This window comes from Halomonas alkalisoli, from assembly GCF_021412585.1.
In the GTDB taxonomy this organism is placed as follows: Bacteria; Pseudomonadota; Gammaproteobacteria; order Pseudomonadales; family Halomonadaceae; genus Halomonas; species Halomonas alkalisoli.
Genome location: NZ_JAKCMI010000015.1, coordinates 1 through 15,696, shown reverse-complemented (window position 1 = coordinate 15,696; position 15,696 = coordinate 1). Strand labels below are relative to the sequence as shown.

At 62.2% G+C, this 15,696-nt stretch carries 14 protein-coding genes; 2 read left to right on the top strand and 12 right to left on the bottom strand.

The genetic code is table 11. From position 1 onward, the window contains the following. Nucleotides 1-24 precede the first annotated feature (24 nt). Nucleotides 25-558: an Lrp/AsnC family transcriptional regulator gene (locus LY622_RS04015; protein ID WP_439649574.1), complete on the top strand. Its 534-nt coding sequence runs from the start codon at nt 25-27 to the stop codon at nt 556-558. A 29-nt stretch (nt 559-587) separates the two neighbouring features. Here the strand turns inward: LY622_RS04015 and LY622_RS04010 are convergent, their stop codons facing one another. The 6 genes from LY622_RS04010 to LY622_RS03985 all read right to left on the bottom strand — a co-directional run bounded on the left by LY622_RS04010 (nt 588) and on the right by LY622_RS03985 (nt 7,127). Beyond that, nucleotides 588-1,466: a GNAT family N-acetyltransferase gene (locus LY622_RS04010; RefSeq protein ID WP_234289708.1), complete on the bottom strand. Its 879-nt coding sequence runs from the start codon at nt 1,464-1,466 to the stop codon at nt 588-590. A gap of 179 nt (nt 1,467-1,645) precedes the next feature. After that, nucleotides 1,646-2,365, bottom strand: a complete 720-nt coding sequence (locus LY622_RS04005; RefSeq protein WP_234289707.1) for a cupin domain-containing protein — start codon at nt 2,363-2,365, stop codon at nt 1,646-1,648. A 75-nt stretch (nt 2,366-2,440) separates the two neighbouring features. After that, nucleotides 2,441-3,901, bottom strand: coding sequence for an aldehyde dehydrogenase family protein (locus LY622_RS04000; RefSeq protein WP_234289706.1), 1,461 nt, complete (start codon nt 3,899-3,901; stop codon nt 2,441-2,443). Beyond that, a complete protein-coding gene (locus LY622_RS03995; RefSeq protein WP_234289705.1) occupies nt 3,898-5,175 on the bottom strand; it encodes an NAD(P)/FAD-dependent oxidoreductase in 1,278 nt (425 codons plus the stop codon). The genes LY622_RS04000 and LY622_RS03995 overlap by 4 nt, the downstream gene beginning before the upstream one ends. A gap of 97 nt (nt 5,176-5,272) precedes the next feature. After that, a complete protein-coding gene (locus tag LY622_RS03990) occupies nt 5,273-6,139 on the bottom strand; it encodes a GNAT family N-acetyltransferase (protein WP_234289704.1) in 867 nt (288 codons plus the stop codon). 124 nt (nt 6,140-6,263) lie between these two features. Next, nucleotides 6,264-7,127, bottom strand: coding sequence for a GNAT family N-acetyltransferase (locus LY622_RS03985; protein ID WP_234289703.1), 864 nt, complete (start codon nt 7,125-7,127; stop codon nt 6,264-6,266). Nucleotides 7,128-7,435: 308 nt separating this feature from the next. On the opposite strand from LY622_RS03985, the gene LY622_RS03980 reads away from it, so the two are divergent. After that, nucleotides 7,436-8,596, top strand: coding sequence for a M20 aminoacylase family protein (locus LY622_RS03980; RefSeq protein ID WP_234289702.1), 1,161 nt, complete (start codon nt 7,436-7,438; stop codon nt 8,594-8,596). Between the two features lies 1 nt (nt 8,597). Here the strand turns inward: LY622_RS03980 and LY622_RS03975 are convergent, their stop codons facing one another. From LY622_RS03975 to LY622_RS03950, 6 genes are all read right to left on the bottom strand, one after another. After that, complete coding sequence (locus LY622_RS03975; protein WP_234289701.1) at nt 8,598-9,005, bottom strand: RidA family protein; 408 nt, start codon at nt 9,003-9,005, stop codon at nt 8,598-8,600. Then, nucleotides 9,005-10,168, bottom strand: a complete 1,164-nt coding sequence (locus tag LY622_RS03970) for a DSD1 family PLP-dependent enzyme (protein ID WP_234289700.1) — start codon at nt 10,166-10,168, stop codon at nt 9,005-9,007. Before LY622_RS03970 ends, LY622_RS03975 begins: the two co-directional genes overlap by 1 nt. 105 nt (nt 10,169-10,273) lie before the next feature. Next, on the bottom strand, nt 10,274-11,596 hold the full coding sequence (locus tag LY622_RS03965; protein ID WP_234289699.1) for an NAD(P)/FAD-dependent oxidoreductase: 1,323 nt from the start codon (nt 11,594-11,596) through the stop codon (nt 10,274-10,276). 394 nt (nt 11,597-11,990) lie between these two features. Next, nucleotides 11,991-13,322 carry an MFS transporter gene (locus LY622_RS03960; RefSeq protein WP_234289698.1) on the bottom strand — a complete coding sequence of 444 codons (1,332 nt, stop codon included), beginning with the start codon at nt 13,320-13,322 and terminating at the stop codon, nt 11,991-11,993. A gap of 11 nt (nt 13,323-13,333) precedes the next feature. Beyond that, nucleotides 13,334-14,383, bottom strand: a complete 1,050-nt coding sequence (locus LY622_RS03955; protein ID WP_234289693.1) for an oligopeptide/dipeptide ABC transporter ATP-binding protein — start codon at nt 14,381-14,383, stop codon at nt 13,334-13,336. Beyond that, nucleotides 14,370-15,458 carry an ABC transporter ATP-binding protein gene (locus tag LY622_RS03950; RefSeq protein WP_234289692.1) on the bottom strand — a complete coding sequence of 363 codons (1,089 nt, stop codon included), beginning with the start codon at nt 15,456-15,458 and terminating at the stop codon, nt 14,370-14,372. The genes LY622_RS03955 and LY622_RS03950 overlap by 14 nt, the downstream gene beginning before the upstream one ends. Between the last annotated feature and the right edge of the window lie 238 nt (nt 15,459-15,696).

Here is a 15,696-nt window from a genome sequence, read left to right as displayed (position 1 = left end):
CATCACCAGACGGCTGAGCTTCCGTTGAATTCGCGCGCATGCAGAAGGGATCAGGAATTGGCCTCGACACGCCTTGACCGTATAGACATGAACATACTTGTCGAGCTGCAACGAAACGGGCGGGTGACGAATGCGCAGCTAGCCGACTCGGTAGCTCTTTCTCCTTCGCCGTGCCTCCTGCGCGTGAAGCGCCTGCAGCGTGAGGGGTTCATCACTGGCTATTCAGCATTGATCGAGCTGCGCAAGTTAGGCAATACCGTTACGTTATTTCTCGAAATCACGCTGAGCCAGCACAAGAGGGAGGATTTCGCTCTCTTCGAAGCCTCTCTTGGTCGGGTCGAGGAGGTCGTCGAATGCCACCTGATCAGCGGCGGTTTCGACTATCTCGTGAAAATGATCGTACGCGATCTGAGTCATTTCCAGACAATCATCGAAGGGCTGCTGGAGGACAACATCGGTATTGCCAAATATTTCAGTTATATCGTCGTAAAATCACCGATTCGAAAGCACGAATATCCGCTTCGTCTGCTGTACGAGCATGATCACACCTCCGAATAGCCTGTTTTCGGTGTTGGCCAAGCCCACGCCTAGCCGAGTGTGTGGCCGGAGAGAGCGAACGTCCTCATTTGGCCACCCTCACCCCGGCGCATACCCAAGCACATCGTCGTCACCGTGTCATACTGTGGCATGCCGCAACGGCTCAGGAAAGCCGTGAAAGCGCTGTTGCTGCAATCCGTATCGACCCGCACGAACGCACCGGCGTGATGCGCCAAGTGGGGCGCCGTCAGCGCAATGGCCTCGTCTACGTCCCGGGTGACGATCGGTCCCACCACCCGGCCACGGCCGAACGGGCGGCACAGAGCGAATCCTGCCACTCGCCCGTCCCGCATCAGCACCGTCCCTTCGGAAAGGCGGATGAGGTGCTCGAGAATCGCCGTCCGGTCTGCACCATAGGCCTCCCTGTCGAGCCGAACCATCTCGGCGAGGTCTGCCGCCTCAGCCTCGCGGATTTGCGCACCACCCGGAACCTGAACGTGCCCCGGGTCTACGGCCTCTCCCTGATGCTGGCAGACGACCGCAATGGGCTCGAATGACTGCGAGATGTAGAGACGGTACGCCTCACGTGTTGCGTTCAACCGCAGGTCGCGGTCGCCGCACTGCTGCAGGACGTGGTTCATCAGCCAGCGACCGGCGCCCAAGGCCTGGAGCCGGGGCGAGGTGATTACCATGCCGATGGTGGCGAAATCGTCGCCCATCGGAAACCACATCGCGGAGCCAAGGACTCGTCCGATTTCATCGCAGCCGACATAGCCACGCCCGACCTGCATCAATAGCTGCCAGTCTTCGGGCCGGTGCGACCAGCCGACTCCAATCGACAGCTCATGCAGCTTCTCGATGTCGGTTTCATGAATGTCATTTACAGTCAGCTCGTACGTCTGCAGCCGTTTCGACAACTTATTAGACATGCTGGACACACTCTCGATTTTCGCTGGCCACTTGCCACCTTGGCCATGGAAATACCGGCCACACCTTGGCGATGGGTGGTGATCACGCTTTGAGCCTACACTGAAGCGCCAAAAATATTATGTCTGGTTTACAGGCCGCGGCAGCAGGATATGTCAAATATTCTTCGGCGCATCTCGCCTCAGTCAAGGACGGCTTGGACGACGTAGAATTTCGCCACGTGGTCACGGCTTTCCCAACCGACGGGCGCTCCCTTGGGGACGAAGAGCGCATCGCCAGCGCTCGCTGCCAGCACGCCGCCATCCGGCGATGCAAAATTCACGCTGCCAGCCACCAGATACATGAACTCATTCTTGCCCTGGGGCCGAATGATCCGGTGATAAGCCGTGGAATCCCACGTGCCGGCGAGAGTCTGCGTGTGGTCGTCGGTAAAGACGTTATCGCTGCGGCATTCCGGGGCCGGGCCAAGCAGCACTTCCGCCGGTAGGGTCGCGGACGGCTTGAAGTCGGCGTCCGGACGGAGGGGGGTGAGGCCGGGCATGGGCGCAGCGTCCCCGGCCGCCGAGCAAAACACGAAGCGTGTGCCAGACTGGGCTTGGACGAGAAGCTCGGTTCCACGTCCCACGACGATTCCCCATCCGGGACCGACCACCAACGGCATCCCGCCGGCTTCGGTCAGCGTCAACTCGCCCTCGACGACCACCATCGTTTCGGTGTGCGGGAAGCTCGATACATTGAGTTCACCCGCGAAGCTGACCCGGCCCACGGCCATGGCTTCCGGCCCGTCCCAGGCTATTTCACGCTGCTGCGCGAAGGGGTCCGCCTTCCCTAAGGGCGTCTTGCGGAATACTGTGGTGAAGGGTGCGCCGTCGGCGCGATGTAGCATTACGGCCGTGGTCATGATGACTCCCGTGCTTGATCTCAAGTGAAATGATGTCGCTGGTGAATGGCATTGCGCCAGTGCTGTCGTGGTCCGTCAGGCCGGCTGGAAACCGATGACGGCTTTGGTTTCCAGATACTCTTCCATTCCCTCGATGCCATATTCACGACCATTTCCCGAACGCTTGTACCCGCCGAAGGGGGCGTTGGGATTCCAGGCCGGGTAGTTGAGGTGGACCTGTCCGGAGCGGATCCGGGCCGCCACTGCCCGTGCGGCCTCGAGATCCCCGCCCTGGACGTGAGCGCCGAGGCCGTAAATGGTGTCGTTGGCAATCACCACGGCCTCATCGACGCTGTCGTAGGGAATGACACAGAGAACCGGCCCGAATATTTCCTCCTGAGCGATCCTCATGTGGGACTGCACGTCGGAGAAGACGGTGGGGCGAACATAGAAGCCCCTGTTCAGCCCCTCGGGTCGATCAGGGCCTCCACACACCAGCCGTGCGCCCTCGGCGATCCCCACAGCGATCATTGCCTGCACCCGCTCGAACTGGGCGCGGTTGGCCACGGGCCCATGGGTCGACTGCTCTGAGCGCGGGTCGCCGACGGCCATCTCGGATACCGCAGCACAGGCGAGCCGCTCGATCTCCTGAAGGTGCTGGCGGGGCACGATCATGCGCGTTGGCGCGCTGCAGGACTGCCCGAGGTTGCGGAACGCGGCCGCCACGCCGGGGGCGATGGCACGGCTCAGGTCCGCATCCGGCAGGATGACGTTGGGCGACTTGCCTCCGAGTTCGAGCGCCACGCGTTTCACCGTCGGGGCGGCCGCCTGGCTTACCAGGACACCGGCCCTGGTCGAGCCGGTCAGCGAGATCATGTCCACGTCGGGATGGGCCGACAGGGCCGCGCCGACCTCGGGACCATCACCGTTCAAGAAGTTGAAGACACCCGCAGGAAGTCCGGCGTCCTGCACCACTTCCGCAAAGAGTAGGGCACTAAGGGGTGACAGCTCACTTGGCTTGAGCACCACCGTACACCCCGCCGCCAAGGCGGGGCCCACCTTGGCGGTGATCTGGTAGAGCGGCCAGTTCCAAGGGGTGATCAGGCCGCATACCCCGATCGGCTCGCGCAGGATGGCGGTGGTGCCACGATGGGTGACGAAGGGATAAGTCGCCAGATTGTCTCGCGCCACGCGGATGTGCTCCGCCGCAAGCCGTACTTGGGTGCTGCGCGCATAGCCGATGGGAGCCCCCATTTCCTGAGAGATCGCATGGGCGAACAGCTCCGTGCGTTCGAGGATCAGGGCGTGGATGCGATCCAGAAACTGGGCCCGATTCTCGGGCGAGGTGGCGGCCCAGCCCGCGAACGCGAGCCTTGCCGCGACCACCGCCGTATCGACGTCCGTGCTGCTGCCGAGGGCGATCTCGGCGACGGACTCCTCCGTCGAAGGGTCGACAACGCCGGTTCGGGTCAAGGGTTCGGGTAGGGTCCACTCGCCGTCGATGAACATGCGATCGAGACGGCCTGCGTTTCTGAGATGTGCGATGGGTGCGGTCATTGGAATCGATCCTTTAGACGATAGTAGGCTCCCACGATGGGCAGGAACCACGGGGTGCCGAAGTGACCGGGTATGGCTGGCCAGTCGAAATCTTTCCACGGGTTGAGTTCGGCGCGCCCATCCATGACCTCGGCCATCACCGTGCCCATGTAGGTCGACATCTGGGTGCCGTGGCCGCTGTAACCCATCGAATAGAAAATCCCGTTGCGCTCACCGGCCCGAGGCAGGCGATCGCGGGTCATGTCCACCATGCCGCCCCAGCAATAATCGATACGCACGTCGGCGAGTTCCGGGAACATCTCGCACATCGATTTCCGCAGGATAGTGCCGCTCTCGGCATCCGACTTCGGATTGGAAACGGCAAAGCGGGCGCGACCGCCAAACAACAAGCGATTGTCGGGTGTCACCCGGCAATAGTTCACCAGGTTCTTGGTATCCACCGTCATGCGCCGAGTCGGCAAGAGCCGATCGAGCACCTCGACCGGAAGCGGCTCGGTTACGATGATGAAAGCCCCCACCGGAACGATGCGGCGTCGGATCCAGCCCAGCGGACCCACATGGGAGGTGCCGCTGGCGAGCAGCACCTGTGACGCGGTGATGCGTCCTTGTGGAGTGGTGACTTCGTGCCCGCCGCCGGGCAGTGGGCGTAGTCCCGTGACGGGGGTGTGCTGATGGACTTGTGCGCCGCGACGAGCAGCGGCCTCCGCAAGCCCCGTCACGTAGCGTCCGACATGCATGCCGGCACTCTTCTCGAAGATCATGCCGCCGAAATACCGCTGCGAGCCCACCTCGGCCGGCAAGTCCGCTCGAGACACCATACGCGTGTCGGGATCCACTTGCGCGGCAAGCAATTCCTGGGCGCGGGCAAGCTTGTCGTAGTGCTCGGGTTTTGCGGCCAGCTTGAGTTTGCCCGTGCGGGCGAAGCTGCAGTCGATGTCCTCCTCCCGCACCAGCCGCTCCACGGTATCCACCCCTGCATCGAAGGCGCGATAGAGGCGGTTGGCCGTTTCGACGCCCAGTTTCGCCGACATGGCGGCGTAATCCTGGGCGAAACCGTTGTTGCACATGCCGCCGTTGCGGCCTGACGCTGCGCTGCCCACGGTTTCCGCCTCGCACAGCACGACGCGCGCGCCTTTCTTCGCCAGGGCCAGCGCAGCCGAAGAGCCGGTGAGCCCGCCCCCCACGATGACCACATCGGCCTTGCCCGCCAGCGGTTCCTTAGAGACGCCGGTGAATGCGGGGGCGGTATCCAGCCAGTACGACTTGAGTTTCATAGGGTCCTCGCTTTATCGCCGGTATCAGAGGACACCGCCTCGATCGCGATCAAATAGCCGTGGTGAAGTGACATAACGATGCTCACGTGGAGTGTTTCTAACCCAATGACTGGCTGCAAAGCGCATACAAGCGTGCTTTTCCGGAAGGCTGCGGTGGCGTCCCCCTCACCATGGCCGTCACCGTATCAACGCGCTTCAAGGCTCTTGTTTCCAGCCATGGGCCAAGGCCGGAGCTGGCCGGAATATCCACCCTGATGAAGGTGTCCGGCAGTCTGGCGATAGCGTCCTCGATGAGGACTTGAGCGTGAGTAACGTCTGCCGCAACCACAGGGCCGATCACATGGCCACGCCCGAAGCGTCGGCAGGCGGCGTAGCCCGTCACGACACCATTGCTGACAATGACGCTCAACCGCCCAGCCTGCGCCAGACATTGCAAGAGACGGCCCCTCGGCATTCCGACTGTCTCACTGTCCAGCTTATCGATCACTGGGAGTTCGCTGTCCTCGGCGGCCCGGACCCAGCCCAACGCTGGAGAGGGCAATCCCCGCGTGGGCACACCTTGGTGCTGATGCACTTCGCCAATGGGCAGGAACCCGCGACGACCGTAGAGCGCCAGACCCTCGCGCGTGGAATTGAGAAGAAGATTTTGCGTTCCTGCGTCGTTCAGAAGCGCGTCGAAAAGGCGCGCGCCGTACCCGTACCCCTGGGCCGCGTTCGCGACGATGATCATGCCGAGCGTGGAGAAGGCATGGCCATACTGCCAGCGCATGGCGGTACCAATCAGCTTGCCATCCTGCTCGAGCGCCCAGCCCTTTCCCAACCCCTGAGCGAAAGCCCAATCCTCGAGCCGGTAGGGCCAACCCAGCTCGGAGGACAGACCCAACGCCTGTTGCAGTTGCGCGGAAGTGAACCTTGCCAGCTCCGGCGCGCTCGCTTCCATCGCTTCATTAGTTCGCTCTGACATGGTTTCACATCCCCGACGTTCATTTTTCTATCAGTGTGAATTGCCCTGAGGCGTCAGCTGTGGCGTTATCGTTCGAAGAGGAGCACGGGGCACATGAGGAAGGCCCATGCCCTTCTCACCGGGCTCAGAAAAACGCCTGGCTGGCGATGGCAAACTGGCGGATGTCGCGATCCGCCTGTGGAGCCTCACCCCGCACCATGGCGATCGGGGTATCGACGTGGGCCAGCCCCAGCTCGCTCAGCAGGGAATCCAACCCGTGCTCATCGGACATGTCGATACGCACGAAGGCACCGGTGCGCGTCGCAGCCAAATGGCTGAGCAGGGCGCGGGCGTGCTCCGCATCGGGAGCGACTACCGGACCGATGACGTCGCCTTGCCCGAAGCTGCGTAGGATACCGAAGCCGACCGGATGGCCGTTACTGTCCTCGATGACGACGCCTGCGGCTATGCGCAACAGCTCGTTCACGACCTGCGTACGCGGCATGCCGGCGGCGCGAGAGGCGAGCTCGGCCAGCCCGGCGACGTCGCCCACCTCGGCCACCCGCAGGCGCGTGCCGGGTGGCGGGGCGACGGGTGCGCGGGAAGCCACCATGCCTTGATACTGGTGGACCTTGCCGATCACTTCGAAGCCGAGCCGTTCGTAGAGCGGCTGTCCTGCCGGTGTGGCGTGAAGCAGGATGTTGCGCTCACCTATGGAGTCGAGCAGTCGATTCATCAGCTCACGTCCAATGCCCCGTCCCTGGGCCTGCGGCGAGACGATAACCATGCCGAGCGACGCATGGTCGTCGCCATGGGGCCACCACAGGGCAGTGCCGATCACGCCGCGCTCGCCTTCTGCAACGAAACCGCCGCCCAGGCGGTGCAGGAGCTGCCAGTCTTCCGGCCGGTGTCGCCAGCTCACCGCCTGTGAGAGTGCATGCGCTGCCGGAAAATCGCTTTCCAGCATGGGCCGATAGTGGGTGTGAACTGCCGCAGTCGTGGATGACATTCTAGGTCTCCTTTTCTTGCCCTCATCGGCATAGGGAGCCGCGTTAAGCGCGAATTAAGCAAGTGCTTTTCGATACCGACAACTTTACTCCAGCCTTGCGGCATGGGCTGCTTATTTCAGGAAGCGAACAGTAGAAAATGCCATAAATTCACCCGACATTGGCAAGATATCGACGCGGCTCTCGTGCATGATAAGAAGTAGCGACTACGCACTGTGAACATCGACGATTCCCTATTCGATTCCTTACCGGCAACGGGCAAAGATCGGGTAGCGGAACTTGACTGAAGCCGCCCGAAAGAGGCCGAACAATGTCTTACAAAGCATCGGAAATCGATGACCTGTTGGCGCCGCTGGTGTCGTTTCGCCATGACCTGCATGCCAACCCCGAACTCGCCTATGAGGAACACCGTACGGCGGGCAAGATAGCCGAGGCTCTGCGCCAGCTCGGGCTGGAGGTTCACACGGGCATCGGCGGCACCGGTGTCGTCGCGTCCCTGAAGGTGGGCGATTCCGATCGTACCATCGGCTTGCGCGCCGACATGGACGCACTACCTATGCACGAGGAGACCGGCCTGCCCTACGCCAGCCAGAACATGGGTGTCTTCCATGGTTGCGGTCATGACGGACATATGGCGATGCTGCTGGGCGCCGCCCAACAGCTGACGCGTACCCGTCGCTTCGACGGTACCGTGCATTTCATTTTTCAGCCGGCCGAAGAAGGGCACGCTGGTGCCCGGGCCATGGTCGAGGATGGCTTGTTCGAGCGGTTCCCCTGCGACCGGATTTTCGCCTTCCACAACTGGCCGGATCTTCCGGCCGGGACGGTTTCGACACGGCCGGGGCCGATCATGGCGGCAGCCGACAAGTTCGAGATCCTGATTAAGGGGCGCGGCGCCCATGCCGCAATGCCGCACAAGACACCGGACGCGATCCTGGCGACAAGCGACCTCGTCACCCAGCTCAACGGGCTGGTATCACGCCGGATTCCACCGATGTCCACGGCGGTGCTCTCGGTCACCCAGATTGCAGGAGGAAATTCGCACAACGTCCTTCCCGCTACGGTCCGGGTTGTCGGCACGGTCCGCACCTTCGATAGCGCGGTGCAGGACAGGATCGAGGAAGCCCTGCGGCAAGTCGCCGCGGGCGTGGCCCTGGCCAGCGGCACACGCATGGCCGTGACCTACAATCGCTACTACCCGGCAACGGTCAACGACGCGGATGCCGCCGACGAGGCACTGACCGCTGCGGCCTCTGTCGCCCGAGCCGAACTCGCACCGGAACCGGCCTTCACCTCGGAGGATTTCGCATTCATGCTAAACGCATGCAAGGGCGCTTATATCTGGTTGGGCCAAGGCCGTAGCAGTGCGGAGGTACCGCTGCACCATCCCCGTTACGATTTCAACGACGATGTCCTGGCAACCGGAATTCGCCTGCATGTGGCGCTCGCCGAACGCCACCTGGCGACCTGATTTATTTTGAATCGACTGCCGCGACAGCGTCGATTTCCACCAAATAGCCGTAATGAAGCTCGGGAACGGGCACCACGGCCCGGGCCGGCTTGATGTCGCCGAGAACGTCGGCATAGACCGAATTAAAATGCGGCCAATTCTCCACGCCGGCAATATACGCGGTTACCTTCAAAAGGCGTTCCGGTGAGCTGCCGGCAGCCCTGACCACCGCCAGCAGATTGTCCAGCGCCTGCCGTGCCTGATCCTGGAAAGAGGCTTCGGGAGCGTGGGTGCCGCCGGGGCGAACCGGCAACTGGCCCGACACATAGACCATCCCGCCATAGACCGTGGCCTGGACATAGTGGCCGGCCGGCACAGGCGCCTGATCAGTCAGGACTGTTGCAATCTCGGACGGGTTATTATCGCTCATCACCAGCCTCCAAATCGCGGCCATTCGGCCTCAATGACATCGGAACCGTCGCGAACCACATGATAGCCGTCATGCTGGGCGCCGGTGGCACAGGCGTGATTGGGCAGGATGCGAACCCGGGCACCGATCGGCAGATCGGGAAGGGTGCTCTTTGAACCGGGGCGCAGGGCGATGACACCGTGTTCCTGATTGGCATCCGCCACGATCAGGTCGTCATAAGGCTTGCCGTGCACGTCGCAGACCAGACCGTACCCCTGGTCGAGCTCCTGTTTAGCGGTGCCGCGATCCCGCGACATGGCCATCCAGCCCGCATCGACGAGAATCCATCCCTTCTCCGGCTGGTGCCCGACGACCGTGGCCAGCACCGAGAGAGCAATGTCCTCGACCTGGCAGACGCCGATTCCTGACATGACCAGGTCGAAGAAAACGAAAACGCCGGCCCTGACTTCGGTGACACCGGTGAGGTCCTGGCTGAAATGGGCCGTGGGCGTGGACCCGACACTGACAACGGGGCATGGCACCCCTGCTTCACGCAGGGCTTTTGCAGCTTTGACCGCACCCGCCCGTTCCTCTTCGGCGCACTGCTCGAGCGCATCTCGGCCCCGAGCGGAATAGCTACCGCCGGCATGGGTGAGCACTCCGCGCAACTCGGCCCCCTCCTCGTGGAGGGCGCGGCCGATCTCCACCAGTCTTTCGGTTTCGTCCGGCAATACGCCCGAACGATGGCCATCGCAATCGATTTCGATCAGCGCGGGAATACGGGTGTTCGACTTGCGAGAAGCGTCGGCAACCAGGCGCGCTTGCTCGACACTGTCGAGAATGACGGCAATATCCACACCCGCAGCACGCAAGGCCAGCACCCGGCCCAATTTGCCGGGTGCAATGCCGACGGCATAGATGATGTCACGCACACCAGCGGCGGCGAATTGCTCCGCCTCCTTCAACGTCGAAACCGTTGCCGGCCCTGCATCGCTCATCATGACCCGCCGGGCCACCTCTACCGACTTCCCCGTTTTTAGATGCGGCCTCAACCGGGGCCCGAGGGTAGTCAGGTGGGACTTCAAACGCCGGACATTGCGCTCCATACGGTCCGCATCAAGGATCAGACACGGGGTTTCGAGCGTTTGAAGCGTAGCTTTCTCCACGAAAGTCTGACTCGCCATTATTGCATCTCCTGCTGCTGCATTTCGCTGCGTGGCAGCTGTTCAAGAAACGGTGCAAGTGAAGCGACAGCGACGCAAAGCAGCGCTGGTCACGCTTAGCCTGGGTTAAATCGCACCAACCTCCACCTTGGAACCATCAGTCAAGCGCGAGAGGCTGTAGGGCTTAGGATCGACGCAGGGTCTATCGTTGGCGACCAGGTCAGCCGCCAGATGACCGATCCCCGGGCCCAGGCCGAAGCCATGCCCCGAACACCCCGCCGCCAGGAAGAAGCCTGGCACCTCACCCACGGCGGAGATCACCGGCACTGCGTCGGGCGTGCAATCCACATAGGCTCCCCAGGTCTCGGCTACTTCGATGTTTGCCAGCGCCGGGAAGCGCGCTCTGACCCGCTTGAGGATCTCGGCAATGGCTTCGGATCTGGGCGCGGGATCGAGCACACGGTTGCGCTCGAACGTGGAGGGCGTACTCGAACCCCAGCCTGCCAGTCCCTCCGGGCCGTGAATGAAGGATTTACCGATGCCGAACTCCATGGCGCCCAACCGCTTGATGAACATGGGCAGGAAGGCCTTCCCGAAGCGCAGGCCCTGGGGCGTGATTTCAAGCCGTGCCTTGCCACTGATGGCCATCGTATAGCTGCCGTCCAGGCGGCGGGTAAGCGCAAAATCCGGCGTGTAGATGACATCCCCAATGTCCGCCGCCGGGCGCGTACGCAGTGCGCTCTGAAGCACACTCGCCTGGGGGAAGCGAATCCCGTGACGCCGACAGAACGCCGATGCCCAGGCGCCCGCGGCACACAGAACCGCATTGGTACGGATCATTCCCTTTTCGGTGATCACGCCCGTCACCGCGCCATTGGTGATATCGAGACCGTAGGCGGCGCAGTTTTGGTGGATGCTGGCGCCATGTGCGCGTGCACCCTCGGCAATTCCCGGTGCCGCGATGGCGGGCTCCGCCTTGCCGTCATCGACGGAGTGGACACCGCCCAGCCATTGCCGCCCTGCGGCCGGGATCGCAGAGGTTGCCTCCGCGGGACTCAGTATCCGCGTATTGACGTCGAACTGGCGCGCCGTATCCATCCACGCCTCCCATTCGGCAAGCTGCTTGGCATCGTCGGTCGCGTACTTGAGGCCGCAGCGGCGAAATCCGAGATCGGTACCGATCTCCGCCGTCATTTCTTCCCAAAGTCGCATGGCCAGACCGGAGATCGGCATTTCACGGGCATCACGGTTCTGCTGCCGGCACCAGCCCCAGTTGCGGCTCGATTGTTCGCAGCCGACATAGCCCTTCTCGATCAAGGCGACGGAAAGGCCCCGCCTGGACAGAAAATAGGCTGCAGTTGCGCCGACGATGCCGCCACCAATGATAACGACGTCAGCAGAGGAAGGCAGATGCTCATCGCTTGGGATGTACTTTATCGATGGGGACACAGCAGGTAACCTTATGTGATTTCAGGATGATCGAACGTCGGCCGAAACCGAGCAGAACGTAGGCCTCCAGGTGCTCTTCAAGCCCTTAAAGCGTTTCTCGGCCACTGCCCGATTTCCTGTAGCCCGAACGGAGCACTAGGTCCAGCGCCCCAGGCTGATAAAAGCAGCGGTCCGCCTGATATTTGCTATAGAGACATCAGTATACGGCTCACGCTGCGGCATTAGTTGCCGCTTTGCTGGGGCTGACAACGAGAAAATGTCAAAAATGCTAGCGAGAATGGCAGTAATTCCAGTATTTTCCTTAGCCCAGGAAAAATGACAGTTGCCGGCAACGATTCAGTGCTCAGCGCGCCGTGACCACAGCGACATGAGGCCAGTGAGGAACGCGCCCCCCTTAGAGACGCTCCACTCTGCCCCCTGCCGTCGGCCAGGTGCCATGCAGGTCATCGATCACGATTGGATGTACGTGGCGCCCGCCATGAGCATCCGCCAGGTGCGGATCGTCGGGGGACAAGTCGACATGCTCATGCTCCACCGTCCGCACGAGTTCGGCCGGCCAGGCATACATGGCCAGCAGGGTGCCCAGCGCAGCCAGCACAGCCAGTATCAGGAAGGCCGCATCCAGGCCGAATCGCGCGCCCACTATGCCGGCAACGGGATAGGTCACCAGCCACGCCGCATGGGCGATGGAAAAGTGTGCCGCGAAGATGGCTGGGCGATCGCCCTCCCTGGCCGAGTGAATCAGCACGCGTCCAGCGATGGTCACCCCCGCACCCAGGCCGATACCCAGCAGAGGCCACAGCAACAGCAGGCTAGACAGGGAGGTCGGGGCTACAACGCCGATGCTCAATGCAACCACCGTAACGATGCAGCCTGCCAGCATGATGGTTCGGTCCTTCACGTGATTGAGCAGATGCGGCACCAGTAATGCCATTGCCATTGAGCCGGCGCCGAAGCATGCCATGACGAGTGCCACGTCCCGCTGCCCCAATCCCAGCGAGCCTTGCACGAAAACCACCGTATTTACCGCCACCATTGAGCCGCCTGCAGCGATGGCGAAATGAATGGCGGTGAGCCCTTTAAGGCTGGGAGTATTGAGAAATATCCTTGCCCCCCGCAGCACGCGGGTCGCGAAGGCTCGCTCCGGCGCACGCTCGAAGCGCGGCAAAGTGATCGTCGCGATGATCACGGCTGACGCAAACAGTGCCAGGGCCGTGCCCAAGAACAGCAGGTTAAAGGAGACCAGGGTCAGCAGATAGGCCGCCAGCAACGGACTCATGAGGTTTTCCAGATCGTGTGCCAGCCGGGTCAGTGAGAGCCCCTTGACATAGAGCTTCTCGTCACGCAACACGCCAGGAATCGTGGCCTGAAGCGCCGGAGTGAACGCCGCCGACGCCGACTGCAGCGCAAAAATCAGTACGTAGATCTGCCAGATCTCGGTGACGAAGGGCAGCGAAAGCACCACGAAACCGCGCAGCAACTCCAGCAGGATCAACACCATGCGCCTGGGCAGGCGTTCAGCAAAGGCCTGAGCCAGCGGAGCGACAACGACATAGGCCCCCATCTTGATGGCCAGCGCCGTGCCCATGACCACCCCTGCCCGCTCCTCCGCCAGCTCGAAGGCCAGCAGTGCCAAGGCGATGGTGGTCAGGCCGGTGCCCAGCAGCGCGATGCACTGGGCCGAGAACAGGCGGCGATATCGCCAGTCACGCAGTGGCTCGAACATGATCGGTACCTCTATCCGGATCCCACTGACGCGATGTCTGCACGAGTGGCAGGGGTACTCTCCTGCGAATCGGCGGCGTGGTAGGGGCAGCGGACCTGGTGCCCATCACTGGTTGTGATCAGCTCCGGGAGGCCACGGCTGCACTCTGGCCTCGCAATCGGACAGCGAGGATGGAAACTGCAGCCCGGCGGCGGGGCGAGCGGGCTCGGCGGCTCGCCAAGTGCCATGGTGCACCCATCGAGCCCCTTCTCCTCGAGCATGGACGAATTGATCAACGAGCGGGTATAGGGATGCAACGGATTCTCGAAGAGCTCCTCGCTCTTGGCGACTTCCACGATGCGCCCCAGATACATCACGGCCACTCGCTCGCAGAGATAATGCACCACGCGCAGGTCATGGGAGATGACCAACAGGGTGAGGTTGTAGCGCTTCTTGAGCGATGCCAGGAGATTCAAGATCTGGGATCGCATGGAGGAGTCCAGCGCCGACGTCGGCTCGTCGCACACCAGCACCTGCGGCTCGAGCAGCAGGGCCCGCGCGATCACCACCCGCTGCAACTGACCGCCGGAGCACTGGCTGGGGAAGCGGTCGATGAAGCTCGGATCCAGGCCGACATCGTTCAAGGCCCGGATGATCCGCTGCAGCCTCTCGGGCCGGGTGCCGATCCGGTTCTGGGACAACGGCGCATACAGGCTGCGCCCTACCGTCATGCGAGGATCCAGCGCACTGAACGGATCCTGGAACACCAGTTGAACGGTACGCCGCAGACGCTTGCGCTCGCTCCCCCCGGCCGACGAGACGTCGATACCATCGATATCGATATGGCCCGATGTCAGTGACGACATACCGAGAATCAGCCGAGCCAGCGTGCTCTTGCCGCAGCCCGACTCGCCCACCAGCCCCAGGGATTCGCCCGGCGCCACCGAGAGGCTGATGCCATCAACGGACCGCACCTGCCGACGCTGGCGTAGTAGGCCTCCACGCAACGGATAGTATTTGACGGCATCCGCTATCCGGAGAATCGGCGCCGTGGGGTCGGTTTGTTTCTCAACAGCCTTCATGGTTACCCTCCACGTCGGACTGACAGACCCTGATGGCCTGGGCCTGGATGTCACCTGATGCCCCGACCCAGCACCGCGCGCAGCAGCCGGGGCCATCATGCTCGACCATCGGAGGGGCGACCCGTGAGCAGACTTCAGGGTGCCCCCACTTTTCGGCGACCTGACAGCGCGAACGGAACCGGCACCCCGGAATCTTCGACAGCAGTTCCGGGGGGTTTCCCGGAATGGCATACAGTTCCCCCGACTCATCGGCTTGCAGGAGTGAACAGTGAATCAGCGACTGGGTGTAGGGGTGCTTGGGACTGTGCAGGATCTCGTCAGTCGTGCCCTGCTCCACGATCTCTCCCGAGTACATCACGGCGACCCGGTCAGCAATGGCCGACACAACCGACAGATCATGTGTAATCAGTAGAATGGAAAGATTGTTCTCCCGGCGCTTGCGATCCAGGAGCTGGAGGATCTGCGCCTGAACGGTGACGTCCAGCGCGGTCGTGGGTTCATCGGCGATAAGCAGGTCGGGCTCGGCGCTCAGTGCCGCGGCGATCATCACGCGCTGCGCCATCCCCCCGGACATCTGGTGCGGATAGCACTTCATCCGCTCTTCGGGCTCCGGGATCCCCACGTCGCGGAATAACTGGACGACCCGTTCGTGCTCTTCTTCGGCGGAAAGATGCTGGTGGACATGCAACGCCTCACCGGCCTGGGCACCGACCGTACAGGTCGGATCCAGCATCACGTGTGGCTGCTGAAACAGCATCGCGATCCTGGATCCGCGGAGTTTATTGAAACTGTCCTCGGACAGGGAGAGCACCTCTTCCCCACCAACCCGTACCGATCCCTCGAGAATCGAGATGCCGGAGGGCATCAGGCGCATCAGGCTACGCGCGGTCATGCTCTTGCCAGAACCGGATTCGCCTACCAGGGCCAGGACCTCACCGCGCTGAATCGTCAAGTTTAAATCATTGATGATGGCGCCGACGCCAGGAACACCGACGGTAAGATGTTCGACTTCAAGAACCGGGGCACACACCTCCGGTCGTAACTGATGCTGCATAGTTGTTTGATTGGCAAGCATCCTGAAATCCCTCTGAGTTGTGATTATGCGAGTGATTGTGGCTAGCCACGCCTATTCGACATCTACTATACCGACTCAGCTTTCCCCTATCTGTTTGTGGCGGCCGTTTGCGCCGACATTTGTCTTCCCTTTTCCCAGGCATTGCAGATGGTTTCGACCGGCTCCTGAAGATGCTCGGCCATGGCTTTTTCGAGTTGCTCAGCGTCACCGCTCGCTATCAGGTTCGCCAAGAGCTCAT

Bases quoted from the DNA above. Each gene is read 5' to 3' on its own strand.
- LY622_RS04010 (WP_234289708.1), bottom strand. From the start codon at position 1,466: ATGTCTAATAAGTTGTCGAAACGGCTGCAGACGTACGAGCTGACTGTA.
- LY622_RS04005 (WP_234289707.1), bottom strand. From the start codon at position 2,365: ATGACCACGGCCGTAATGCTACATCGCGCCGACGGCGCACCCTTCACC.
- LY622_RS04000 (WP_234289706.1), bottom strand. From the start codon at position 3,901: ATGACCGCACCCATCGCACATCTCAGAAACGCAGGCCGTCTCGATCGC.
- LY622_RS03995 (WP_234289705.1), bottom strand. From the start codon at position 5,175: ATGAAACTCAAGTCGTACTGGCTGGATACCGCCCCCGCATTCACCGGC.
- LY622_RS03990 (WP_234289704.1), bottom strand. From the start codon at position 6,139: ATGTCAGAGCGAACTAATGAAGCGATGGAAGCGAGCGCGCCGGAGCTG.
- LY622_RS03985 (WP_234289703.1), bottom strand. From the start codon at position 7,127: ATGTCATCCACGACTGCGGCAGTTCACACCCACTATCGGCCCATGCTG.
- LY622_RS03980 (WP_234289702.1), top strand. From the start codon at position 7,436: ATGTCTTACAAAGCATCGGAAATCGATGACCTGTTGGCGCCGCTGGTG.
- LY622_RS03975 (WP_234289701.1), bottom strand. From the start codon at position 9,005: ATGAGCGATAATAACCCGTCCGAGATTGCAACAGTCCTGACTGATCAG.
- LY622_RS03970 (WP_234289700.1), bottom strand. From the start codon at position 10,168: ATGGCGAGTCAGACTTTCGTGGAGAAAGCTACGCTTCAAACGCTCGAA.
- LY622_RS03960 (WP_234289698.1), bottom strand. From the start codon at position 13,322: ATGTTCGAGCCACTGCGTGACTGGCGATATCGCCGCCTGTTCTCGGCC.
- LY622_RS03955 (WP_234289693.1), bottom strand. From the start codon at position 14,383: ATGAAGGCTGTTGAGAAACAAACCGACCCCACGGCGCCGATTCTCCGG.
- LY622_RS03950 (WP_234289692.1), bottom strand. From the start codon at position 15,458: ATGCTTGCCAATCAAACAACTATGCAGCATCAGTTACGACCGGAGGTG.